The 22,721-nt window shown below is 59.9% G+C and carries 21 protein-coding genes and 2 tRNA genes; 14 read left to right on the top strand and 9 right to left on the bottom strand.

Going from position 1 to position 22,721, the window contains the following annotated elements; genetic code table 11:
* Positions 1–2 precede the first annotated feature (2 nt).
* The 3 genes from map to F3H58_RS14000 are packed head-to-tail and all read right to left on the bottom strand — an operon-like array spanning position 3 to position 3,485.
* Positions 3–842 carry a type I methionyl aminopeptidase gene (gene map / locus F3H58_RS14010; protein ID WP_149742623.1) on the bottom strand — a complete coding sequence of 280 codons (840 nt, stop codon included), beginning with the start codon at positions 840–842 and terminating at the stop codon, positions 3–5.
* Positions 843–873: 31 nt separating this feature from the next.
* Positions 874–1,593, bottom strand: a complete 720-nt coding sequence (gene sfsA / locus F3H58_RS14005) for a DNA/RNA nuclease SfsA (protein ID WP_149742622.1) — start codon at positions 1,591–1,593, stop codon at positions 874–876.
* A 32-nt stretch (positions 1,594–1,625) separates the two neighbouring features.
* The gene (locus tag F3H58_RS14000; RefSeq protein WP_149742621.1) at positions 1,626–3,485 is read right to left on the bottom strand and encodes a PHA/PHB synthase family protein; all 1,860 of its coding nucleotides are present in this window, start codon (positions 3,483–3,485) and stop codon (positions 1,626–1,628) included.
* 38 nt (positions 3,486–3,523) lie between these two features.
* Here F3H58_RS14000 and F3H58_RS13995 point away from each other — a divergent pair, with 38 nt between their 5' ends.
* Entirely contained in the window at positions 3,524–4,051 is a 528-nt protein-coding gene (locus tag F3H58_RS13995; protein WP_149742620.1) for a hypothetical protein, read from the top strand.
* Positions 4,052–4,662: 611 nt separating this feature from the next.
* On the opposite strand, the gene fnrN is transcribed toward F3H58_RS13995, so the two are convergent.
* The gene (fnrN, locus tag F3H58_RS13990) at positions 4,663–5,388 is read right to left on the bottom strand and encodes a transcriptional regulator FnrN (protein WP_149742619.1); all 726 of its coding nucleotides are present in this window, start codon (positions 5,386–5,388) and stop codon (positions 4,663–4,665) included.
* Positions 5,389–5,601: 213 nt separating this feature from the next.
* Here fnrN and hemN point away from each other — a divergent pair, with 213 nt between their 5' ends.
* From hemN to F3H58_RS13950, 8 genes are all read left to right on the top strand, one after another.
* Positions 5,602–6,951 (top strand): oxygen-independent coproporphyrinogen III oxidase, encoded by a 1,350-nt coding sequence (hemN, locus tag F3H58_RS13985; RefSeq protein ID WP_149742618.1) that lies wholly within the window; start codon positions 5,602–5,604, stop codon positions 6,949–6,951.
* 114 nt (positions 6,952–7,065) lie between these two features.
* Positions 7,066–7,350, top strand: coding sequence for an acyl carrier protein (locus F3H58_RS13980; RefSeq protein ID WP_003495848.1), 285 nt, complete (start codon positions 7,066–7,068; stop codon positions 7,348–7,350).
* Positions 7,351–7,438: 88 nt separating this feature from the next.
* Positions 7,439–7,918, top strand: coding sequence for a 3-hydroxyacyl-ACP dehydratase FabZ family protein (locus F3H58_RS13975; RefSeq protein ID WP_020810293.1), 480 nt, complete (start codon positions 7,439–7,441; stop codon positions 7,916–7,918).
* 209 nt (positions 7,919–8,127) lie between these two features.
* On the top strand, positions 8,128–9,324 hold the full coding sequence (locus tag F3H58_RS13970) for a beta-ketoacyl-ACP synthase (RefSeq protein WP_149742617.1): 1,197 nt from the start codon (positions 8,128–8,130) through the stop codon (positions 9,322–9,324).
* A gap of 11 nt (positions 9,325–9,335) precedes the next feature.
* Positions 9,336–10,619 (top strand): beta-ketoacyl-ACP synthase, encoded by a 1,284-nt coding sequence (locus F3H58_RS13965; protein ID WP_149742616.1) that lies wholly within the window; start codon positions 9,336–9,338, stop codon positions 10,617–10,619.
* Between the two features lie 145 nt (positions 10,620–10,764).
* Positions 10,765–11,793 carry a zinc-binding dehydrogenase gene (locus F3H58_RS13960; protein WP_149742615.1) on the top strand — a complete coding sequence of 343 codons (1,029 nt, stop codon included), beginning with the start codon at positions 10,765–10,767 and terminating at the stop codon, positions 11,791–11,793.
* 5 nt (positions 11,794–11,798) lie between these two features.
* Complete coding sequence (locus F3H58_RS13955; protein ID WP_188128915.1) at positions 11,799–12,728, top strand: lipid A biosynthesis lauroyl acyltransferase; 930 nt, start codon at positions 11,799–11,801, stop codon at positions 12,726–12,728.
* Positions 12,729–13,007: 279 nt separating this feature from the next.
* Positions 13,008–13,703 (top strand): hypothetical protein, encoded by a 696-nt coding sequence (locus tag F3H58_RS13950; protein WP_035240634.1) that lies wholly within the window; start codon positions 13,008–13,010, stop codon positions 13,701–13,703.
* Between the two features lie 32 nt (positions 13,704–13,735).
* On the opposite strand, the gene F3H58_RS13945 is transcribed toward F3H58_RS13950, so the two are convergent.
* Positions 13,736–14,539 (bottom strand): TSUP family transporter, encoded by an 804-nt coding sequence (locus tag F3H58_RS13945; RefSeq protein ID WP_149742613.1) that lies wholly within the window; start codon positions 14,537–14,539, stop codon positions 13,736–13,738.
* Between the two features lie 183 nt (positions 14,540–14,722).
* Between F3H58_RS13945 and F3H58_RS13940 the strand changes: the two genes are divergently transcribed.
* The 5 genes from F3H58_RS13940 to recJ all read left to right on the top strand — a co-directional run bounded on the left by F3H58_RS13940 (position 14,723) and on the right by recJ (position 20,891).
* Positions 14,723–15,682 (top strand): nucleoside hydrolase, encoded by a 960-nt coding sequence (locus tag F3H58_RS13940; protein WP_149742612.1) that lies wholly within the window; start codon positions 14,723–14,725, stop codon positions 15,680–15,682.
* Between the two features lie 302 nt (positions 15,683–15,984).
* The gene (locus tag F3H58_RS13935) at positions 15,985–17,205 is read left to right on the top strand and encodes an LL-diaminopimelate aminotransferase (RefSeq protein ID WP_035260789.1); all 1,221 of its coding nucleotides are present in this window, start codon (positions 15,985–15,987) and stop codon (positions 17,203–17,205) included.
* A 60-nt stretch (positions 17,206–17,265) separates the two neighbouring features.
* Positions 17,266–18,576 carry a homoserine dehydrogenase gene (locus F3H58_RS13930; protein ID WP_003524852.1) on the top strand — a complete coding sequence of 437 codons (1,311 nt, stop codon included), beginning with the start codon at positions 17,266–17,268 and terminating at the stop codon, positions 18,574–18,576.
* 187 nt (positions 18,577–18,763) lie between these two features.
* Positions 18,764–18,988 (top strand): hypothetical protein, encoded by a 225-nt coding sequence (locus tag F3H58_RS27240; protein WP_174036016.1) that lies wholly within the window; start codon positions 18,764–18,766, stop codon positions 18,986–18,988.
* Positions 18,989–19,082: 94 nt separating this feature from the next.
* Positions 19,083–20,891, top strand: coding sequence for a single-stranded-DNA-specific exonuclease RecJ (gene recJ, locus F3H58_RS13920; protein WP_127756171.1), 1,809 nt, complete (start codon positions 19,083–19,085; stop codon positions 20,889–20,891).
* A 142-nt stretch (positions 20,892–21,033) separates the two neighbouring features.
* On the opposite strand, the gene F3H58_RS13915 is transcribed toward recJ, so the two are convergent.
* From F3H58_RS13915 to F3H58_RS13900, 4 genes are all read right to left on the bottom strand, one after another.
* Positions 21,034–21,108 (bottom strand) — tRNA-Glu (locus F3H58_RS13915).
* A 218-nt stretch (positions 21,109–21,326) separates the two neighbouring features.
* Positions 21,327–21,452 carry a hypothetical protein gene (locus F3H58_RS27540; RefSeq protein ID WP_272872066.1) on the bottom strand — a complete coding sequence of 42 codons (126 nt, stop codon included), beginning with the start codon at positions 21,450–21,452 and terminating at the stop codon, positions 21,327–21,329.
* A gap of 107 nt (positions 21,453–21,559) precedes the next feature.
* A tRNA-Glu gene (locus tag F3H58_RS13905) sits at positions 21,560–21,634 on the bottom strand.
* A 303-nt stretch (positions 21,635–21,937) separates the two neighbouring features.
* Entirely contained in the window at positions 21,938–22,711 is a 774-nt protein-coding gene (locus F3H58_RS13900; protein ID WP_003524857.1) for an amino acid ABC transporter ATP-binding protein, read from the bottom strand.
* Between the last annotated feature and the right edge of the window lie 10 nt (positions 22,712–22,721).

The following is a 22,721-nucleotide window of genomic DNA, read 5'->3' as shown; positions in this document are numbered from 1 at the left end:
CCTTATGCGGGGGGAAGCGGCGGCAGGCCCGGACGGTCGAAGCCGCCGGGCGACAGTGTGAAGATTTCGCAGCCCGTGGCCGTGACGCCGACGGCATGTTCATATTGGGCGGAGAGCGACCTGTCGCGCGTTACCGCCGTCCAGCCGTCGGAAAGCACCTTCACATGCGGTTTGCCGAGATTGATCATCGGCTCGATGGTGAAGATCATGCCTTCGCGGATTTCCGGCCCTTCGTCCGGGCGGCCGTAATGCAGGATGTTCGGCGTGTCGTGGAACAGGCGTCCGACGCCATGGCCGCAGAAATCGCGCACGACAGAGCAGCGCTCCGCTTCCGCATAGGCCTGGATCGCCGCGCCGATTGCGCCGGTGCGCATGCCGGGCTTCACCGCCGCGATGCCGCGCAGCAGGCATTCATAGGTCACTTCCATCAGCCGCTCGGCGGCGCGCTTGATCTGGCCGACCGGATACATGCGGCTCGAATCGCCATGCCATCCGTCCAGCACATAGGTCACGTCGATATTGACGATATCGCCTTCGCGCAGTGGCTTTGCATCCGGAATGCCGTGGCAGACGACGTGGTTGATCGAGGTGCAGACGGATTTGGTATAACCGCGATAATTCAGCGTCGCGGGCAGCGCGCCGTGGTCGGCGCCGAATTCGAAGACGAAACGGTCGATGGCGTCGGTCGTCACGCCCGGCTTGACGATTGCGGCAAGTTCATCGAGGCAACGCGCTGTCAGCTGGCACGCCTTGCGCATCCCGTCGAAGTCCTCAGGGGTATAGAGGCGGATAACGCCGGTATTCTTGAGGGGGGCGGAGGCTGCGTCGATATAGGTGACCATCTTGGTGCTTTCTGTCTCTTTACGTCCCTGTTCATAAAACAGCCGAACGCCATTCGTCCATCTTAACCGTTCCGCTGACCGAAATTTGTGCCGGGGAGACCGTGCATTTCACCGCATAGGCCTCCACGCCGCGCGCAATCGCCCGCTGAAACGCCAGCGCATAGACGGGATCGAGATCGTCGCAGATGCGCATCCGGTCGCAATCGTCGCGCTGGATGAGATAGAGCATCACCGAACGGTAACCTGCTTCCGCAGCGTCACCCAGTTCCTCCAGATGTTTCGCGCCGCGTTTGGTGGCGGTATCGGGAAATTCGGCGAGGCCTTGCTCGCGCATGAAATGGACGTTCTTGACTTCCACATAGGCGTCCGGCCGGCCTGGCTCGGACAACAGGAAATCGATGCGGGAATTGCGGCCGTATTTCTGTTCGCGCCGGATCGTCGAATAGCCGGTAAGTTCAGGGATGAGGCCGTTCAGGATCGCTTCTTCCGCCAGCCGGTTCGGCATGCCGGTATTGATGCCGACCGTGGTGCCATCGGCCTCGACCATTTCCAGCATGTGCCGGTACTTGCGGGTAGGGCCGTCATGTTCCGACAGCCATATGCGGGAGCCCGGTGTCGTGAGCCCGCGCATGGAGCCGGTATTGGGGCAGGAGCCGGTGATCGCGGTGCCGTCTTCCAGAACGGCGTCGAACAGGAAGCGCTTGTAGCGGGCGATCAGCGTGGCGGGAGTAAGCGGAGGCGTGAAGAACATGATGCCTGAAAGATGAGAAATGATGGGTGCGGTCAGGAAAGGACATAGGTTCCCGGCGCATCGCCGAGCACGGGGCGCTTGCCGTCTTCCGGTTTTCGCGCCGTCACCTTTTCAGCGCTCTGGCTTTCGATCCAGTTCTGCCAGTGCACCCACCAGGAGCCTTTATGCGGGATGGCGGTGGCCTGCCAGCCGTCGAAGTCTCCGGCCGGTGACGGGCCTGTCCAATATTGGTATTTTTCAAGCTGCGGCGGATTGATGACGCCGGCTATGTGGCCGGATGCGCCGAGCACGAATTCCACCGGCCCGCCGAACAGGGCGGCACCCGTGAAGACCGATTTCGCCGGGGCGATATGGTCGTCGCGGGTGGCGAGGTCATAGATCGGGATTTTGATGTCGCCGAGATTGATCCGCTTGCCGGCGACCCGCATCAGCCCGCGGGCGAGCTTGTTCTCAAGGTAACAATTGCGCAGATAAAACGAGTGGCTGGCGGCCGTCACCCGGGTCGAATCGGAGTTCCAGTAGAGCAGGTCGAAGGGCAGCGGCTCGGCGCCGCGCAGGTAGTTATCGACCACATAGGGCCAGATGAGATCAGAGGCGCGCAGCATGTTGAAGACGGTGGCCATGATCGAGCCGTCGAGATAACCGACCGCCTGCATGTGCTTGTCCAGCGCCGCAAGCTGGCCTTCGTCTATGAACACCTTGAGGTCGCCGGCATGGATGAAATCGGTCTGGGCGGCCAGCAGCGTGGCGCTGCGGATGCGTTCATCGCCTTGCTGCGCATGCAGCGCCAGCGCCGAGGATAAAAGCGTGCCGCCGACGCAATAACCGATGGCGTTGATTTCTTTTTCGCCGGTCCGCTCCTCGATGGTATCCAGCGCAAAATCGATGCCTTCGCGAACGTAATCATCCCAGCCCTTGTCGGCGAGGCGGGCATCCGGGTTGATCCAGGAGACCATGAAGACGCTGTGACCCTGCTCGAGGCACCAGCCGACGAAGGATTTCTGCGGGTTGAGATCGAGAATGTAGAATTTGTTGATCCATGGCGGCACGATCAGCAAAGGCCGTTTGAAGGCCTTTTGCGTTGTCGGCGCATAATGGATGATTTCGCAGAGCGGGCTTTTTGCCACCACCTTGCCGGGCGTGACGGCGATATTCTGGCCGATGACGAATTTGCTGTAATCGGTCTGGCGCAGTTTCAGGTGGCCGTTTCCGGCCGCGACATCTTCCGCCAGCTGCGCCATGCCCTTGACGAGATTGGCGCCGCTGGAGGCGACCGTTTCGCGGAAGACCTGCGGATTGGTGAAGACGAAATTGGCCGGCGAAAGGGCCTCCGTCACCTGGCGCATATAAAACAGCGCCTTGGTGCGGGTATGTTCGTCCAGCCCGTCTGCCTCCGTCACCATCCTGTCGGCGAAACCGACGGTGGTCTGGTAGGCCTTCAGGAGAAAATCGAAGAACGGATTGGCCTGCCAGTCGGCATCGGCAAAACGCCTGCTCCTGCGTTCCGCAGGGCCGCTTTCGGCGGGTTTTTCCGGGGCCGAATCGGCATCGCCGGAAAACTGCGCCACCGATTTCGCCCAGAGATCGTAATAGCTCGAAAGCAGATGGGTTTGTGCTTCCAGAGACCGCTTCGGTTCGGCCATCCAGTATTCGGCGACATCGGAGAGCGTCTTGACGAGATCGGCCACCGGATCGGCGCTTGCCTGCGGGATTTCGCCACGCTCGCGTGGCGCCAGCCATTCGGAGGCGGCCTTGCCGAGATTCTCGAGCGCGCGGGCGATGTTGATCGCGAAGGTTTCCGGGTCGCGGATCAGGTAGGCCTCGGCGGAACTGGCGTCGAAGCCGGGCGTTTTGCGACCCTTTTTCGCCCCCCCGCCGTCAACACCTGCCATGCACGATCCTCCACCAAATTTGTGTTTGCACATTCTGCATGAAAACGAATACAAGTTCCACCAGCAAGGGGAGGCGCGTAAAGCGCCGAACCGCGGTCGAATTCGATATCGGCAGATATCCTTACAGGCGGAACATGACGATGGGCAAGCAGATGGGCACATTCGGGACATATGCGGAAAATGCCGCGAGAATCGCTGTGCTTTCGCTCTCCGGCGCCATGCTCGCCACCACGCTTGCGGCCTGCAAGGCCCCGGAGCCCATCGTCGCCCCCGCCCATATGCGCCGCCCGACGGCCGAAATCGTCGGTCCGCGCCCCGTCAGCGACACTGCGGTCAGCCAGAAGCGCGACACCGGCACCTATCCGACCTTCTCGCAGCCGCTGACGGCCGCCGGTACCCAGATGGGTGAGGATGAAGCCTCCAAGATGGAAACAAGCCTTTCGCGCCTTGGTGCGGCCCGGCGCAACGGCCAGATTTCGGAAGCCGAATACAAGCGCCGGGTGGCAGAGTTACGGGCGCTTGCCGAAAACCAGAAGCCGGTTGCGACGCCTGCCGCCTCGCAATAGCTCCTGACGTAATTTGCTTTGGCGCTGAGCTATGAGAAAATCGGTTTTGATCTCAACGCGCGATCCCAGGGTGCTTTTAGCCCTGATAGTTTTTTTGGGCGTTTTGCCTCTTATCATACGCCTATTTGATGTGAGCCCGTCGTTGGCGTCGGGTACATTCATCTTCTTTCTGAATCTTGTAGTTTGTTTGTTGGGCGCGGCCACGAGATATCGTTTCGTGTGGCTGGCCTATGGAGTTGCCTGCGTCTTCGCTTTTGTGCTGTTTGGTATGTCCAGCCCTCTTTCTCTTGTCCTGCTATTGCTCGCCACGTTCAGGGCCTGATTACCTCGAGAGGTTTGTCTAAAGGCGCGGCAATCCTAACCCCTTCTTTACCCTGCCTCTGAACCATCCGCTTACCCAAGATGTTAAGCGGATGGAGGCGTTTTGCCGTTTAGGATGCAGCCATAACAAACAGGCCGCTGAAACAGCGGGGCACGGGGTGAAATATCATGAAATGCATCGCCGCTTTGCTGGTTCTTGCCGGTTTTGCGCTCGCACCCGCTCAGGCGCGGGCGCCGCACATCAATTTCGGGGCATCCGCGTTTCAGGGGCAGTGACAGGGGAAAATGCGTCAGTCGTTACCGGCGGCTTCGCTCAGAACGTCGAGATCGGGCACCGTGATATGGCGGTTGTTCTCGATGCGGATAATGCCTTCCTTGCGCAGCTTTGTCATTTGCCGGCTAACTGTCTCGATGGTGAGACCGAGGAAATCGGCAATATCGGCGCGTGAAAGCGGCAGGTCGAAGCAGGATTTGTCGTCGTTTTCCGGGTCGATATGGGTGGCGATCATATAAAGGAAGCTGGCAACCTTTTCCTGCGCCGATTTGCGCCCCAGCGTCAGCATCCAGTCGCGAGCCTCGTCCAGTTCCTTCAGGGACTGGCTGTGGAGCTTGCGTTCCATATCGGGCACTTCGGAAACCATGCGGTCGACGACGCGGCGCGGGAAGAGACAAATTTCCACATCGGTTGCGGCTTCCGCCGTCATCTTGCTTTCCGCCATGAATGGTCGGCCGAGAAAGTCCGGCGCGAATTGCAGGCCGACGATCTGCTGGCGGCCATCCGACATCATTTTTGACAGCTTCACCACGCCGTTCAGGATATTGCCATAGGAGGTGACGAGTTCGCCCTGGCCAAGAAGCTCGTTGCCCGCTTCCAGTTTCTTGCGGCTGGAATGGCGATTGAGGTCACAGAGCTGCTGCGGCGTCAGCGTGCTGCAAAGACCGCCGTGACGCGCCTCGCAGGAGCGGCAAACAACGGGTTCTTCCGAATTGTGGATGGTCTTCTGCAGCGTGTCCATAAGCCTTTTCCAATGCTGGCTTTTTCAGGACGATTACGACCGTGGGTGTCAAATCCGGTCTGATGCAAGGCTTTCGCCACGTAGCCGTCGCCCCTGCGTCTACTTTAGCAAGAACTTACGGTGCAATTTGATTGAAGTCAAAGTTGCAAACTGTCGCAGCCGTTACTGAAAGAGAGGAAATCGACATTTTCTTGATAAAAGGCAAATCGGGCGATGAATACCGAACTTCTTCACAAATATTCGGGTGCAGTGCCGCGCTACACAAGCTATCCGACCGCGCCGCATTTCCACGAGGGAATCGATAATGGCACCTATCGCCGCTGGCTCGGCGCGCTCGGTTACAGGAATCGCCTGTCGCTTTATCTGCATATTCCCTATTGCGACCGGCTGTGCTGGTTCTGCGCCTGCCACACCAAGCACACGCTGAAATACGAGCCGATTGCCGTTTATCTTGAAGCACTTAAGCAGGAGGTCGAAGCCGTCGGCGCGCTTGTTTCGCCGGATGCGGTGGTGGGTGCCGTGCATTTCGGCGGCGGCTCGCCCACCATGTTGAAGCCAGAGGACATGCAGAGCCTAATGGACTGTCTGCGGCGTCATTTCACCTTCGGCCTCGCACCCGAGATCAGCGTCGAGATGGACCCCAACGATCTGGATGACAGCCGCTACGATGCGCTTGCCGCCATCGGCGTGTCGCGGGCGAGCCTCGGGGTTCAGGACTTCGATGACAAAGTGCAAAAAACCATCAACCGCATCCAGTCCTTCGAACAGACGAAATCCGTGGTGGATGCGGTGCGGGCGAGGGGCGTTCATTCGGTCAATTGCGACATTCTTTATGGGTTGCCGTTCCAGACCTGCGGGACATTGGAAAAGACGGTGAACCAGATCGTGTCGCTCGACCCCGATCGCATTGCGCTTTTCGGTTATGCGCATGTTCCGTGGATGAAAAAACACCAGTCGCTGATCCCGGAGCATGCCCTGCCGGATATTGCCGAACGCTACCGCCAGATGACGATGGCGGCGGAGATGCTGAAACAGGCGGGTTACGAGGCCATCGGCATCGATCATTTCGCCAAGCCGACCGATACATTATGCCAGGCCGCCGAAGCGGGCGCCCTGCGGCGGAATTTTCAGGGCTATACGACCGACACGGCCGATGCGCTGATCGGGCTTGGTGCATCGTCCATCGGCAGGCTGCCGCAGGGTTATGTGCAGAACATGGTGGCGACGGGGGAATATCAGCGGATGGTGGGCGAGGGCGGTCTTGCCGCCGTCAAGGGCATAGAGTTGTCGCAGGACGATCATCTGCGCTCGCATGTCATCGAAAGGCTGATGTGCGATTTCGCTATCGATCTTTCGCAGTTGCAGCACCGTTTCGGCAAGGTCAGCCATTCCGTGAGAGCCCAGGCGCAGCATTTTGCCGCAAGCGACAGGGACGGCGTGGTGCGGATGGACGCCAATATTTTTGCGGTGACGGAGGCTGGAAAGCCCTTCGTGCGTAACATCGCGGCAATCTTCGACGCTTATCTCGGCAATGGACGCGGCCGTCATTCGGTTGCTGTTTAGGCAACAGTTTTGGGGCAAATTTCAAAGTTACGTCACGAAACCATTGGCTTTTTTGTGCGACTTGCCTATGTGGTGCGTCAGACAGGATAATTCATACGAACGACAATAAGGATTATGGGCGTGACAGCTACATTCGACAAGGTTGCCGACATTATCGCCGAAACCAGCGAAATCGACCGCGAAACCATTACGCCGGAGAGCCACACGATCGACGATCTGGGCATCGACAGCCTCGACTTTCTTGATATCGTTTTCGCGATCGACAAGGAATTCGGCATCAAGATTCCGCTCGAGCAGTGGACGCAGGAAGTCAACGAAGGCAAGGTTTCCACCGAAGAATATTTCGTGTTGAAGAACCTTTGCGCCAAGATTGACGAATTGCGCGCAGCCAAGGGCTGATGTGACAATGCCCGCTTGCAGCGGGCATTTTCTTTTGATGCCGCCTGCGGGCAAACCATGACTAACCGACCAGAGACGGGCCGGACGGATGCTGCTTGAATATTTTCAGATGATCGACAAGGTCGAGGCCGTGGACATGACGACGCGCACGTTGAAGGCGCAGTCTGTCGTTCCCGACAAAAGCCCGGTTTTCGAAGGCCACTTTCCCGGCATGCCGCTCGTTCCGGGCGTGCTTCTGATCGAGACCATGGCGCAGGCTTCCGGCATGCTGGTTCTGGCGTTTTCCGATTTTGCGTCCATGCCGTTCCTGATGTCGGTCGACGGCGCCAAGATGCGTACCTTCGTGGAGCCGGGCGCTGTTCTGGACATCGAGGCGGTGCTGGAGCATGACGGCTCCGGCTTTGCCGTTACCAAGGCGAAGATCACCTCGGATGGCAAGAAGGTCTGCGACGCGCAGCTTAAGCTCAGGACCATGCCCTTCAGCGAAATTCCGCTTGGGCCTATCGTCAAGAAGCGGGCCGAGGAAGTCGGCCTGATGGCGGCGATTGCCGCGGATGCGCAGAAATAAGCGTTTCCGTCCGTTTCGAAGGGGAGCGTTTTTCCCGCCGGCCCGGCTTTTGAGCGCGAAAATCGTGGGCTCGCGACGGCGGATCAGGCCTTCACCATTGCCAATCCGCATCGCGCGCTTTATTCCGCAACGCATGAAGTGGTTGTTCGCGACCGCTGTTGGATAGCCGTGACCGTTTCGACGGGGCCGGCTGCAAAGGATGACAGACGATGAAATCTGACAATGATGTGGTGATAACAGGGGTCGGCATCGTGACCTGTCACGGCGTCGGCAGCCAGGCGCATGTGGCGCTTCTTTCCGGAACCGCCGTGCCGGAGCCGGTGGTCGAGACCGAAAAGTTCAAGCCCTATCCGGTCCATCCCATGCCGGAGATCGACTGGTCCGCGCAGATCGCCAAGCGCGGCGACCAGCGCCAGATGGAAAACTGGCAGCGTCTCGGCGTTTTCGCCGCCGGTCTTGCACTTGATGATGCTGGCTTGAAGGAAGATGCCGAAGCCTGCGCCACCATGGACATGATCGTTGCCGCCGGCGGCGGTGAGCGCGACATCAATGTCGATACGCTGATCGTCGACGAGGCGCTGAAGCGCAATGACCGCGAAAAGCTGCTCAATGAGAAGCTGACGACGGAGCTGCGCCCGACGTTGTTTCTCGCCCAGCTTTCCAACCTGATGGCCGGCAATATCTCCATCGTGCACAAGGTCACCGGCTCTTCCCGCACCTTCATGGGCGAGGAAGCGGCCGGCATTTCCGCCGTCGAAACCGCGTTCCACCGCATCCGCTCCGGCGAATCGAGCCATGCGCTGGTGGGCGGCGCTTTCTCGGCGGAACGTCCCGACATGATCCTGCTGTTCGAAGCCATCGGCGCACATGCGCAGGGCGGCTGGCAGCCGCTGTGGTCGCGCGAAGGCCAGGAAGGCGGCGGCATGGTTTCCGGTTCGCTCGGAGCATTCCTGGTGCTGGAATCGCGCAAGCACGCCAGCGAGCGCGGCGCGCGCATTTATGCCCGCATCGACGCCATCGAGGGCGACCGCGGCAGCCGCGACGAAGGCAAGATGGAAAAGCGCATGGAGCGGCTGCTTGCTCCCGCCAAGGACAGCGCGGCGACCGTCGTATTCTCCGGCGCGAGCGGTTATGACGGCGTGACGACCCGCGAGAAGGACATTCTCGAAAAGGCCCTGCCGAATGCCGTCATTCGCGGTTTTGGCGGCGTCACCGGTCATGGGTTGGAAGCACAGTTTCCGCTCGGGCTGGCGCTTGCCGCGCTGACGCTTGAAAGTGGCGCGAAGGTGCCTACCTTCGATGCGGCTGAGGAAAAGCCCATGGGCGAGGCGGCCAGCGAAGCCGTCGTCACCACCGTCGGCCATGTGCGCGGCGAAGGTGTCGCCGTTTTGTCCCGCGACGTTTGAGGAGAAAGACCATGACTTCCAATTTCAGGGATCATCTCGGTCGTCCCATCGTCGCCGTCACCGGCATGGGCATCATCACATCGCTCGGGCAGGGGCTTGCCGATAACTGGGCGGCGCTGACATCGGGCAAATCGGGCATCCACAAAATCACCCGTTTCCCCACCGAGGGGCTTTCGACCCGCATCAGCGGCACGGTGGATTTCATCGATATCCCCGTTCCGAATTCGGTCGAGCGTTCCTATGCCTTCGCGCGCGAAACCACCATCGAGGCGCTGGCGCAGGCCGGTATCTCCGGCGATTTCGACGGCCCGCTGTTTCTTGCAGCGCCGCCTATCGAGCCGGAATGGAGTGCCCGTTTCGAGCTTGCCGACCGGTCTCCGCCGGCCGCCCAGCCGGGCGATGCCTATGAGCGGTTCCTGACGGCCTTCCGCCAGCGTCCCGACCCGGCATTCCAGGAAGCCGCCCTGTTCGGCGCGATTTCCGAGCGTCTTTCCGACCGTTTCGGCACACGCGGCCTGCCGGTCACGTTGTCTACGGCCTGTGCATCTGGCGCGACCGCGATCCAGCTCGGCGTCGAGGCGATCCGCCAGGGCCGCACCGAGCGGGCGCTGACGGTTGCGACTGACGGTTCGGTCAGTGCCGAGGCGCTTATTCGCTTCTCGCTTCTTTCCGCGCTTTCTACCCAGAACGAGCCGCCGGAAAAGGCCTCCAAGCCATTCAGCAAGGACCGCGACGGTTTCGTGATCGCCGAAGGTGCCGCAACGCTGGTGCTGGAATCGCTGGAAGCCGCCGTTGCACGCGGTGCGAAGGTGCTCGGCATCATCAAGGGTGCGGGCGAGAAGGCCGACAGCTTCCACCGCACGCGGTCTTCGCCCGATGGCGGCCCGGCGATTGCGACGATCCGCGCGGCACTGGCCGATGCGGGCGTGGCCGAAAGCGATATCGGTTACATCAACGCCCACGGCACTTCGACGCCTGAGAACGACAAAATGGAATATGGCTCCATGCTCGCCGTCTTCGGCGAGGGCCTGAAGAATATTCCGCTGTCGTCCAACAAGTCGATGATCGGTCATACGCTCACCGCCGCCGGCGCCGTGGAAGCGGTGTTCTCGCTGCAGACCATGCTGACCGGCACGCTGCCGCCGACGATCAACTATAACAATCCCGATCCGACCATCACGCTCGACGTGGTGCCGAATGTAAAGCGGGATGCTCAGGTGAGTGCGGTTCTGTCCAACTCCTTCGGGTTCGGTGGGCAGAATGCAAGCCTTGTCATGACGCGGGAACCGGCTTAACCGATTTCGCCATCAACAGGAGCGTTTCCGGGGCAACTGCGGAAACGCTCTCGCTTCTTTGATTACGCATTCCGGCCGCAAAACGGTTACAGAGTTTTGCTGGAATCGCACTAGAGATTAACGCCTTCGGGCGAAGGACTGATATATGCGCGCTCTTCAACTCGTGGACGACCGGAAGCTCGAAAAAGTGGAGCTGCCCGAACCGGATGCACCGGCGCCGGGTGAGGTGACGCTGCGCGTCAAGGCGGTTGCGCTCAACCACATCGATGTATGGGGCTGGCGCGGCATGGCTTTCGCCAAGCGCAAGATGCCGCTCACCATCGGTGCCGAGGCTTCGGGCGTGGTCGAAGCCATCGGTCCGGGCGTTTCTAATGTGCTGCCAGGCCAGCTCGTGTCGATCTACGGCGCGCGCACCTGCGGGCTGTGCAAGCCTTGTCGCGAAGGCCGTGACAATCTGTGCGAACATGTGCAGGGTGTGCACGGTTTCCACCTTGACGGTTTCGCGCAGGAAAAGATCAATATTCCCGCCCGCCAGCTGGTGCCCGCGCCGCATGGCGTCGATGCCGTTGCAGCGGCTCTCGCGCCGGTGACCTTCGGCACCGTCGAGCACATGCTGTTCGACAATGCCAAGCTGGAGTCTGGCGAAACCATTCTCATCCATGCCGGCGGTTCCGGCATTGGCACGGCGGCGATCCAGCTTGCCAAGAAGATGGGCTGCACCGTCATCACCACTGTCGGTTCCGACGACAAGATCGAACGGGCGAAGGCGCTGGGCGCCGATCACGTCATCAACTACCGGACCGACCGTTTCGAAGGCGTCGTGCGCAAGCTGACGAAAAAGAAGGGTGTCGATGTCGTGTTCGAACATGTCGGCAAGGACACCTGGGCGGGTTCGATGTTCTCGCTGAAGCGCGGCGGCCGTCTCGTCACCTGCGGCTCCACGTCGGGCGTCTCCACCGATATCAACCTGATGATGCTGTTCCAGCAGCAGCTGAAGCTGCTCGGCTCGTTCGGCTGCCGCATGGAAAACATGGCCAACGCCATGCAGAAGATGGCTCGTGGCATCGTTCATCCCGTCATCGACACCGAAGTGACCTTCGACGATATCGACCGGGCGCTGGAGCGCATGGAGACGCGCCAGGTGTTCGGCAAGATCGTTCTGCGAATGGACTGAGCATCTTGAAGCTGTTCCTGACACGGATTGTCCTGAAACTGGACCACTTCCGGCAGTGGCTGATTGCGACATTCGCCTTCGGCCTTCTCAACCTGCTGAAGCTCTTTCCCGCTGATGCGGGTATTCGCGCCGCCGACCGGCTGGCGCGCTTTGTGGGGCCGAAAACCGGACGCCACAAGCTGATGCTTCATAATCTGGCGCGTGCCTTTCCGGAGAAATCCGAGGAGGAGCGGCTTGAGATCGCCATGGATAGCTGGGCCAATATGGGCCGGCTTGCGGCGGAATATGTGTTTCTCGACCGGCTGTTCGATTTCGATCCGGAAAAGAACGAAACGGGCCGTATCGAGGTCGAGGGCATTCCGACCTTCCTCGAGCTGCGCGACAATCCGCGACCCTTCATCGTCTTTACCGCCCATAGCGGCAATTTCGAATTGCTGCCGGTTGCCGGCTCGGCTTTCGGTCTCGATGTTACGGTGCTGTTCCGTCCGCCGAACAATCCTTTCGTGGCCGACAAGGTGTTCAATTTCCGCAAGGAGCGCATGGGCAATCTGGTGCCCTCGCACGCCGGTTCCTCCTTCGCGCTGGCGCGGCAGCTGGAAAAGGGCGGCGGCGTGGGCGTGCTCGTTGACCAGAAGTTCGGCAAGGGTCTGACGACGAAATTTTTCGGCCTTGAGGTTCGCACCAACCCGCTGCTTGCCAAGCTGGTGCGGCAGTTCAACTGCGATGTCTATCCGGCCCGTTGCGTTCGTCTTCCCGACAATCGCTACAGGTTGGAAATAGAGCCCAAGGTTGAAATTCCGCGCGATGAGAAGGGTAATGTCGACATTCAGGCGACGGCGCAGCTTCTGAACGACAAGGTGGAAAGCTGGGTGCGCGAATACCCCGGACAATGGCTGTGGTATCACGACCGCTGGGACGTGAAGCACCAGATTTAAGGTGATGCCGTGCGGCCCGATCTTCGGCGATTTTTTCGAAATTCGGCCGTAAAATGATGTGTTTCGATGTTTTTTCCATATTAGTGGAACCTCATTTTTCGTTCATGGATTATCGAAATTGAAAAATTGGCGGCTGCTGTGATATTTTGGACAACAATCCTCGCGGCGTTCCTGCGTTTCGTTACGTCATTTTTAAGCGCAAAGACGCTATAATCAGGGGGCAAAGGGTTAATCCGTTCGCATTGGGAACCGGGTTATGCCCGTTCAGGGAGAGTTGGGTTGAAAGATTTGATTGAGTTGTTCTGGCTGCGTTATACGGAACTGCAATCTGCCGTTGGTAAGAACGAAGCCGACAAGATTGCAGTGCTGGAGCGTGAACTGGAGCAGCTTCTCGAGCGGGTCGTCGGACGCAAGACAGAAAATTCCGAAGATATTCGCGAGCAGTTCCGTTTTGCCATCGACCTCCTCAACCACGAGGCGGAGGATCTGGGCTGCGTGCAGCGCAACTCCGAGCTTCTGCGAACGCTCGTTGATCGTTACGTCGGCATGCCTTCGAAGGCCAAAGTCGTTGGTGACGAGGACGAGGACACGCTGGAGTGGCACCATCGCCACCTGATCCTCGATGAAGACATGCTGAACGATCTGGACGATCCTGTCGTGATCGTTACACCCGGCTATCGCGTTTCGTTCGCCAATTCTCTTGACGCGTTTCAGCGCAATGCGCCGGAAGGGCTTGTGGGTTGCCATATTGCGGAGCTGGTTGGCGTCCACCGTTTCCAGAACGACCTCAGGGACAAGCTCGACAATTGTTTCAAGGGTGATACGTCGAAGTATACCTACGCGGAAGATCAGAACGGCCGTACGATCGTGAAATCGTTGGAAATGTCGCCGTGTTATTCATCTGCCTACAAGCTTGTTGGCGCGATGGTCGTCATCCGAGAAATCGAGGATCGCAGACGCCGCGCCACGGCGTGACGCTGCACGCCTGTCTCTGACGACACTCCCGTTTATTTTGGGAATATCGTTTCCCATATCGCGGCGATGGACCATGCGGATGATGCATCCGCAAGGAGCTTCGTCGCCATGGCCAGGCAGGAAAGCACCAGCAGCGGGCGGATGATCTTCGCGCCGTTCTTCATGGCGAAGCGGGAGCCGATCTGTGCGCCGATGAACTGGCCGACGCCCATGGCGAGGCCGAGCTTCCACAAAACCGCACCACCTATCGCAAACACAACGAAACCGCCGAAGTTCGAGCCGAGGTTCAGAAGCTTGGTGTGGGCGGTTGCCTTCAACATGCCGAAACCGGCAAGCGCCACGAAGGCGAGCATATAGAAGGAGCCCGCGCCGGGGCCGAAAACGCCGTCGTAGAAGCCCACCAGCGGCGCGACGGTGAAACCGAACACGAAGGGCGTGATGCGGCGGTGGCTGTCGATATCGCTGAGCTGCGGCTTGAAGGCGAAATAGATTGCAATCGCGATCAGCAGGAACGGCATGATGGTGCGCAGCACGCTCGAAGGCACGAAGGCGGCGGTGACCGCGCCGAGCCCGCCACCAAGCATGGCCATGACGGCCATCGGCAATTGTTCCCTCAGATTGACATGGCCGCGCCGGGCATAAGCGATGGTGGCGGAGGCAGAGCCGAACTGCGATTGCAGCTTGTTGGTGCCGAGCGTATCGAGCGGTGCAATGCCCATGATCAGCATCGCCGGAATGGTGATGAGACCGCCGCCGCCGGCAATGGAATCGATAAAGCCGGCAAAGATGGCGACGCAGAAAAGGACGAGAAATACGTTGAGGGCGATGTCTTGCACTGGGGATGTCCGGGCAGCGGCAGGAGAGGGCTTCTTCTTTCACTGAAAAGACCGCCACGCAATATTTTTCTGCATGATATGCCGCCTGCGGGGGGATTGCGGTGTTGCCGCTTATCGTTATGTTTCCGTGGCGCGTCGCCGGCGGAAGCGGATGGCGCTTGAAGACATATGGATGAGGGCATTATGCATAAAGTGATATTCGATACGGATCCCGGTGTAGACGACGCCATGGCGCTTCTGTTCCTGCATCGTCACCCCGATATCGATCTGATCGGCGTCACCACGGTTTTCGGCAACGCCCCCATCGATATCACCACCCGCAATGCACTCTTTCTCAAACGGGAATGGCAGATGAATGCACCGGTGGCGAGAGGCGCCGGGGTGACCTTCGATCCTGCCCGCAAGGAAGGCCATTGGCCGACCTTCATCCACGGCGAAAACGGCCTCGGCGATATCGATATCCCTGAAACCATCGATCTGCCGCTCGATTCGCGCCCGGCGCATCGCTTCATCATCGAGACGGTGAAGGCAAATCCCGGCGAGGTGACGCTCATCGCCGTCGGCCGCATGACCAATCTGGCGCTGGCTTTGCGCGAAGAACCCGACTTCGCCGCTCTGGTGAAGGAAGTCATCGTCATGGGCGGCGCTTTCGATATGAACGGCAATGTCTCGCCGGCGGCCGAGGCCAATATTCATGGCGATCCGGAAGCGGCCGATCTTGTCTTCACCGCGCCGTGGCGCGTGGTTGTCGTCGGTCTCGATGTCACGACGAAAACCGTGATGACGAGCGCCTTCATGGCTGAGATGGCAGAGGCGGGCGGTAAGCCGGTGCAGCTGCTTTCGGACCTGTCGCAATTCTATATCGATTTCTACAAGACCCGCACCGGTGACGGCATGGTGGTGCATGATAGCTGCGCCTGCGTTTATCTCGTCGCGCCGGAACTGTTTACCACCCGCAGCGGCCCGGTGCGTGTGGTCTGCGGCGGTCTTGCCGACGGCCAGACGATCCAGAAGCCGGATGGCCGCGCCTTTCCGCCGGGCGACTGGGACGGGCATCCGAGCCAGCTCATCTGCACGGATATCGAGCCGGAGCGCGTGCTTTCGGTCATCCGCGCGGCAATTGTGAAGGGTGAGCGCGGCTGAAGGACAGGAATGGCCGTTCTTGAGCATGGCTTGCCTTGCATTTTCCAAGAATCTGGCGTTATGCAAGTTCCCTGATCATAGCGCGCGATCCGCCTTGCCGGCGGGGCTGAGAAGGCCCTGCGGGAAGGACGGGCGGATCACCGCTATGCGGCGTGGGCCGAGAAAAGCCTTGTAGGTTTTCCCGTGCTTTGCGCTACAATGAATAACGCCTGCCGGGTCGGTTCGTGTCGGCGGCGTTTAACAACAAAAAACGAACCTTCGTTATGGGCCGGCAGAACCGGTCCATTCCCATGAGGAAAGAGATGGAAGAGTTTCACAAGGTCCGGCGTCTGCCGCAATACGTCTTCGAACAGGTCAACCGTTTGAAAGCGAGCGCGCGAGCGGCCGGGGCCGATATCATCGATCTCGGCATGGGCAACCCAGACCTTCCGACCCCGAAGGCCATCGTCGACAAGCTTTGCGAGGTCGTTCAGGACCCGCGCACCCATCGTTATTCCTCGTCCAAGGGCATTCCCGGCCTTCGCCGCGCGCAGGCAGCCTATTATGCCCGCCGTTTCGGCGTGAAGCTGAACCCTGATACCCAGGTCGTCGCCACGCTCGGCTCCAAGGAAGGCTTCGCCAATATGGCGCAGGCCATCACCGCACCGGGTGACGTGATCCTGTGTCCGAACCCCACCTATCCGATCCATGCCTTCGGCTTCCTGATGGCGGGCGGCGTTATCCGTTCGATGAATGTCGAGCCGGACGACAGCTTCTTCGGACCGCTGGAGCGCGCGGTGCGCCATTCCATTCCGAAGCCACTGGCGCTGATTGTCAACTACCCGTCGAACCCTACGGCGCATGTCGCCTCGCTGGATTTCTACAAGGACGTCATCGCATTTGCGAAGAAGCACGAGATCATCGTGCTTTCCGACCTTGCCTATTCGGAAATCTATTTCGACGAAAACAATCCGCCGCCATCGGTTCTCGAAGTTCCCGGCGCAATCGACGTTGCGGTGGAGTTCACCTCCATGTCGAAGACCTTCTCCATGCCCGGCTGGCGCATGGGCTTTGCCGTCGGCAACGAGCGGCTGATCGCGGCGCTGACGCGTGTGAAGTCCTATCTGGATTACGGCGCCTTCACGCCGATCCAGGTTGCGGCGACCCATGCGCTGAACGGTGACGGTTCCGACATCGCCGAAGTGCGCAATGTCTATCGCCGCCGCCGCGATGTGATGGTCGACACCTTCGGCAAGGCCGGTTTCGAAGTTCCGCCGCCGGCGGCGACGATGTTCGCCTGGGCGAAGATCCCGGAAAAATTCCGTCATCTCGGCAGCCTGGAATTCTCCAAGCTTCTGGTCGAGAAGGCAGATATCGCCGTTGCTCCCGGCATCGGCTTTGGCGAGATGGGCGACGATTACGTCCGTCTCGCGCTCGTGGAAAACGAGCATCGAATTCGTCAGGCAGCGCGCAATCTGAAGCGTTTCCTGTCGAGCGCAGACGAAACGATGCACAATGTCGTTTCGCTCAACGCCCACAGATAAGGGCAACCCAAGGCGGCCGGGTCCCGGCCGCCACCATCAACAGCAATCAGGAACATACCCATGGCAGATTCATTGAGAATCGGCATAGCGGGGCTCGGCACTGTCGGCGCTTCGCTCGTGCGCATCCTCCAGCAGAGAAGCAACGAACTTGCGATTACCTGCGGACGCGCGATTGAGATTATTGCGGTGAGCGCGCGCGACCGTTCGCGTGACCGCGGCATCGATCTCAAGGGTATTACCTGGTTCGACACGCCGGAGCAGCTGGCGAGCGAAGCCGAGATCGACGTCTTCGTCGAACTGGTCGGCGGTGCTTCCGGTCAGGCGGAAAATGCGGTGCGCGCGGCACTTGCACGCGGTCTCCATGTGGTGACAGCCAACAAGGCGCTGCTGGCCAAACATGGCGTCGAATTGGCGACCATTGCCGAAGACAAGGGCGCGCTTCTCAATTTCGAAGCGGCGGTGGCCGGTGGCATCCCCGTCATCAAGGCGCTGCGTGAGTCTCTCACCGGCAACCATGTGTCGCGCATCTATGGCATCATGAACGGCACTTGCAACTACATCCTGACCAAGATGGAGAAGGAAGGGCTGTCCTTCGAGGCCTGTCTGAAGGAAGCGCAGCGGCTGGGTTACGCGGAGGCCGATCCGGCCTTCGATATCGAGGGCAACGATACCGCTCACAAGCTCGCCATTTTGACGACGCTTGCCTTCGGCAACAAGATTTCGGCCGATGACATCTATCTGGAAGGCATCACCAATATCTCCAGCGAGGACATTCAGGCGGCCGCCGAACTCGGTTACCGCATCAAGCTTCTCGGCGTGGCGCAGGTGACCGAATCCGGCATTGAGCAGCGCGTGCATCCGACCATGGTGCCGCTCGATTCCGTTATCGCCCAGGTGGATGGCGTCACCAATGCGGTGGCAATCGAATCCGACATTCTCGGCGAATTGTTGATGGTTGGCCCGGGTGCGGGCGGCAACGCCACGGCGTCCGCCGTTCTGGGCGACATTGCCGATATCGCCAAGAGCCGTCCGGGCGCCCAGCAGGTGCCCGTTCTCGGCCGTCCGGCGAAATCACTGACGGAATACCGCCGCGCCAAGATGAAGAGCCACGAGGGCGGTTATTTCATTCGCCTTACGGTGAAGGATCAGGCCGGCGTCTTCGCCTCCATCGCCACCCGCATGGCGGATAACAACATCTCGCTGGAATCCATCGTGCAGCGCCAGCGCGTGCATGTGGAGGGCGCGCCGCAGACCATCATTCTCGTTACCCACGCGACGATGGAAGATGCGATCCGCAAGGCCGTGAAGGCGATCAAGAACGAGAAATATCTCGTGAGCGAGCCGCAGGTTATCCGCATCGAGCGCACCTGAAACGCTTCGTTATCTTGATGTTATCGAGGGCCGCGCTTCCGGATGGAGGCGTGGTTTTTCGTTCTATGACTGCCTGCATCATGCCGGGAATCTCACGCCCATAAAATTTGGGGGGACGGCGTCGGAAGCGCTGGAAAACAAGGCGATTCGGCACTATGGTTAATCCTGTTCACCAAGCGAGGGAGGCGTGGCCGTGACATCGATCATCCTATTCAAGGACAATAAGCGCGCAGGCTTTGCGGCCGCCCATCACCGGGCGCGGCCTCACAATGCCAATGACAATATTCGCAGCATGGAATTCGATATGGGGGAGCATGAGCGCAACTGGTGTTCGCTTGCCGTGTTCTCGCTGCTGCTGCTTGTTGGCGCGGTCTCGATCGTCAGCCCGTTTTTCTCGATTTTTTCGGTGTGAATCCTCATAAGCGCGTTTTTGCTTGAAAAACGTGCCGTCGCCATTTAGCCCGTTTTAAAGCGCGATTGGGCGCATGACAGGATGAATGGACAGGATGGCAATGATGGAGCCGGCCGATACCGTGGCCCGCGCGTTTCTCAGCGTGGAGCGGTCGGCGACAGAACAGCGCTGGGTCTCGCGGCTGGATCAGGCCGGGCAGAACCGTGCGCTGGCGATGTCCCAGATCCACGCCATTCCAGAACTGATCGCCCGGGTGCTTGCCGGGCGCGGTGTGGGTGTTGATGACGCCTTGGCGTTCCTCGATCCGACCATCCGTTCCCTGATGCCCGATCCGCATGTGCTGACCGATTGCGAAAAGGCCGCCGAGCGGTTGGTGCGGGCCATCGAGACAGGCGAGAAGGTGGCAATCTTTGGCGACTACGACGTCGACGGCGCTGCTTCCTCCGCTTTGATGTACCGGTTTCTCGCGCATTTCGGTCTGACACCAGAAATCTATATTCCAGACCGCATTTTCGAGGGCTATGGGCCGAACCCGGCGGCGATGCAGCAACTTGCCGCCAATGGCGCTACGCTGATCGTGACGGTCGATTGCGGCTCCACCAGCCATGAATCGCTGAAGGCCGCCAGGGATGCGGGAACGGATGTGGTGGTGATAGACCACCACCAGGTCGGCACGGAGCTGCCGCCGGCCGTGGCGCTGGTCAATCCCAACCGCGAGGACGATCTTTCGGGGCAGGGGCATCTCTGCGCCGCCGGCGTCGTGTTCCTCGTGCTGGTGGCCACCCTGCGGCTGTTGAAGGAGAAGCGGCACAGGCAGGCCTTCACGCTCGATCTGCTGTCGCTTCTCGATATCGTTGCGCTTGCCACCGTGTGCGATGTGGTGCCGCTGAAGGGGCTCAACCGCGCCTATGTGGTGAAGGGGCTGATTGCCGCGCGCCATATGAACAATGCCGGGCTTGCTGCTCTCTTCAAGAAAGCGGGGCTGGGCGGGCCCGTGACGCCTTATCATTTCGGTTTCCTGATCGGGCCGCGCATCAATGCCGGCGGCCGCATTGGCGACGCTGCGCTCGGCAGCCGTCTCCTGACCATCGACGATGCGTCGCAGGCCGAGGTCATTGCCGAGAGGCTGGATGAGCTGAACCGCGAGCGGCAGGCCATGGAAGCGGCCATGCTTGCGGAAGCCGAAGCGGAGGCGCTGTTCGAATATGGCGACGGCTCGGGTGCGGGTGTCATCGTTACTGCGCGTGAAAACTGGCATCCCGGCATTGTCGGTCTGCTTGCCTCGCGTCTGAAGGATCGCTTCCGCCGTCCCGCCTTCGCCATTGCCTTCGATCCCTCCGGCAAGGGCACCGGTTCAGGCCGTTCGATCAACGGCTTCGATATGGGGCGCATGGTGCGCGCCGCCGTGGAGGCCGGCTTGCTGGTCAAGGGCGGCGGTCACGCCATGGCGGCCGGCCTGACGGTGGAGCGCGCCAATCTCGGCAAGCTCAGGACTTTCTTCGAGGAAGCGGCGGCAAAGACCGTGAACGAGCTGGTGGAAAGCAGCGTGCTGAAAATTGACGGCGCTATCGGCGCGTCGGGTGCCACATTGCAGCTTGTCGACCAGCTGGAGCAGGCCGGTCCATATGGCTCCGGTCATTCGCAGCCCATCTTTGCCGTGCCGGCACATCGTCTGCGCGATGTGCGGCTTGTGGGTACAGCTCACGTCAAGATCACGCTGGAGGCCATGGACGGCTCGCGGCTGGACGGCATCGCTTTTCGCGCCGCAGAAGCGCCTTTGGGGCAGATGCTGCTGAATGCGCGTGGCCGGAACATTCACGTCGCCGGCACCGTGGGCGCCGATCTCTGGCAGGGCCAGAGGCGCGTTCAACTGCGCGTCCTGGACGCGGCTTTCGCGCCCTGACTTTGCGCACTGACAGGGCCTTCCAGCTATCTTGGAATTTCACCGGACACTGGCCCAGGCGAGTGGATGAGGTGCAACGAGACTTCTTTACGCGATGCGTGAAGATTTTCGTGCAGGCAGCTGATTTTAAAGGAGAAGCAAGTGGCACGCCCTAGGGGAGTCGAACCCCTCTTTTCAGAATGAAAATCTGACGTCCTAACCGATAGACGAAGGGCGCGTGCGCTTGTGGTGTGGCGCCCTTATAGTCAGGCTCCGGTTGGTCCGCAAGCGGAAAAATTGATTTTTCTCGCTTCGTGACGAGTTTTTTTATGGAGGCCGGAAGGGCTGTGGAAAACTGCGCGAGAAATGGCCAAGGCCTTGAAATATCGCCCCTATCGCTGCGCCTCAGTAGTGCCCCCATGCCTTGCAGGAGTCCGGGGACGCAGTCTCTAACCCTTAGCTGGCAAAGGCGGCCGGCTCGATGAAGCGGATGCTGTGGGGAGAGCTGAAGGGGAAAGGCAAGCCGGTCGATTTGCCTGTTGGCGTTTCGTCCGGCTTGCCTTCCATCGGGGGGGACAGCATTCTAACGTGCCCGGCGGGAATCGGTTCCGGCGCATTGAACACGCTTAGCGATTTTGCGAGCTGATGCGATGCTGTCATATTTTGAAGGGGGAGAACACGAAGGCAAGTGGCACGCCCTAGGGGAGTCGAACCCCTCTTTTCAGAATGAAAATCTGACGTCCTAACCGATAGACGAAGGGCGCGTGCGCTTGTGGTGTGGCGCCCTTATAGTCAGGCTCCCGAAGGTCTGCAAGCGGAAAAATGCATGATTTGACAAAAAAATGACATGGGCCGCCAGAAGCCCTGAAAAACAAGGATTCCTGTTTCGTAACAAATGGTTAAACTGCTGCGCCGCGCTCATTTTCGTGCTCTTGGCGCTTCGAGAACGGTGGAATCACGGAATCGAAATCGGCGCGCTCGTGCATGGAGATAAGGATTTCAGCAGGTCTCCAGAAACGAAAACGGGGCCGAAACGGCCCCGCTCGATATGCGTATTGAACTGCGGCTCAGTGCAGAATCTGGCTGAGGAACAGCCGGGTGCGCTCGTGCTGCGGATTGTCGAAGAATTCGGCGGGCGAGTTCTGTTCGACGATCTGGCCCTGGTCCATGAAGATGACGCGGTTTGCCACCTGGCGGGCGAAGCCCATTTCGTGGGTGACGCACAGCATGGTCATGCCGTCTTCGGCGAGGCTGACCATGGTGTCGAGCACTTCCTTGACCATTTCCGGGTCGAGCGCCGAGGTCGGCTCGTCGAACAGCATGATCTTCGGCTTCATGCAGAGCGAGCGGGCAATCGCCACGCGCTGCTGCTGGCCGCCGGAGAGCTGGCCGGGATATTTGTTCGCCTGCTCGGGGATCTTGACGCGCTTCAGATAGTGCATCGCCACTTCTTCGGCTTCCTTCTTGGGCATCTTGCGAACCCAGATCGGCGCCAGCGTGCAGTTTTCGAGGATCGTCAGATGCGGGAAGAGGTTGAAGTGCTGGAACACCATGCCGACTTCACGACGCACCTCATCGATCTTCTTAAGGTCGTTGGTGAGTTCGATGCCATCGACATTGATCGTGCCCGACTGATGTTCTTCAAGCCGGTTGATGCAGCGGATCATGGTCGATTTGCCCGACCCGGAAGGACCGGCGATAACGATGCGCTCGCCCTTCATGACCTTCAGGTTGATATCGCGCAGCACGTGGAAGTCGCCATACCACTTGTTCATGCCGATGAGTTCGATCGCCACGTCCGTTGTCGAGACGGTCAGTTTTTTTGCTTGGGTTTCTGCCATTTGAGCGTCC

The organism is Rhizobium sp. NFACC06-2, assembly GCF_900101425.1.
Classification (GTDB): domain Bacteria; phylum Pseudomonadota; class Alphaproteobacteria; order Rhizobiales; family Rhizobiaceae; genus Agrobacterium; species Agrobacterium leguminum.
Note: the sequence above shows the minus strand (reverse complement) of the source record. Positions and strands in the feature narration are given on the sequence as shown.

Excerpts from the sequence above, each read along its gene's own strand:
- map (WP_149742623.1), bottom strand. The coding sequence starts at position 842 with ATGGTCACCTATATCGACGCAGCCTCCGCCCCCCTCAAGAATACCGGC.
- sfsA (WP_149742622.1), bottom strand. The coding sequence starts at position 1,593 with ATGTTCTTCACGCCTCCGCTTACTCCCGCCACGCTGATCGCCCGCTAC.
- F3H58_RS14000 (WP_149742621.1), bottom strand. The coding sequence starts at position 3,485 with ATGGCAGGTGTTGACGGCGGGGGGGCGAAAAAGGGTCGCAAAACGCCC.
- F3H58_RS13995 (WP_149742620.1), top strand. The coding sequence starts at position 3,524 with ATGAAAACGAATACAAGTTCCACCAGCAAGGGGAGGCGCGTAAAGCGC.
- fnrN (WP_149742619.1), bottom strand. The coding sequence starts at position 5,388 with ATGGACACGCTGCAGAAGACCATCCACAATTCGGAAGAACCCGTTGTT.
- hemN (WP_149742618.1), top strand. The coding sequence starts at position 5,602 with ATGAATACCGAACTTCTTCACAAATATTCGGGTGCAGTGCCGCGCTAC.
- F3H58_RS13980 (WP_003495848.1), top strand. The coding sequence starts at position 7,066 with ATGGGCGTGACAGCTACATTCGACAAGGTTGCCGACATTATCGCCGAA.
- F3H58_RS13975 (WP_020810293.1), top strand. The coding sequence starts at position 7,439 with ATGCTGCTTGAATATTTTCAGATGATCGACAAGGTCGAGGCCGTGGAC.
- F3H58_RS13970 (WP_149742617.1), top strand. The coding sequence starts at position 8,128 with ATGAAATCTGACAATGATGTGGTGATAACAGGGGTCGGCATCGTGACC.
- F3H58_RS13965 (WP_149742616.1), top strand. The coding sequence starts at position 9,336 with ATGACTTCCAATTTCAGGGATCATCTCGGTCGTCCCATCGTCGCCGTC.
- F3H58_RS13960 (WP_149742615.1), top strand. The coding sequence starts at position 10,765 with ATGCGCGCTCTTCAACTCGTGGACGACCGGAAGCTCGAAAAAGTGGAG.
- F3H58_RS13940 (WP_149742612.1), top strand. The coding sequence starts at position 14,723 with ATGCATAAAGTGATATTCGATACGGATCCCGGTGTAGACGACGCCATG.
- F3H58_RS13935 (WP_035260789.1), top strand. The coding sequence starts at position 15,985 with ATGGAAGAGTTTCACAAGGTCCGGCGTCTGCCGCAATACGTCTTCGAA.
- F3H58_RS13930 (WP_003524852.1), top strand. The coding sequence starts at position 17,266 with ATGGCAGATTCATTGAGAATCGGCATAGCGGGGCTCGGCACTGTCGGC.
- recJ (WP_127756171.1), top strand. The coding sequence starts at position 19,083 with ATGGCAATGATGGAGCCGGCCGATACCGTGGCCCGCGCGTTTCTCAGC.
- F3H58_RS27540 (WP_272872066.1), bottom strand. The coding sequence starts at position 21,452 with ATGCTGTCCCCCCCGATGGAAGGCAAGCCGGACGAAACGCCAACAGGC.
- F3H58_RS13900 (WP_003524857.1), bottom strand. The coding sequence starts at position 22,711 with ATGGCAGAAACCCAAGCAAAAAAACTGACCGTCTCGACAACGGACGTG.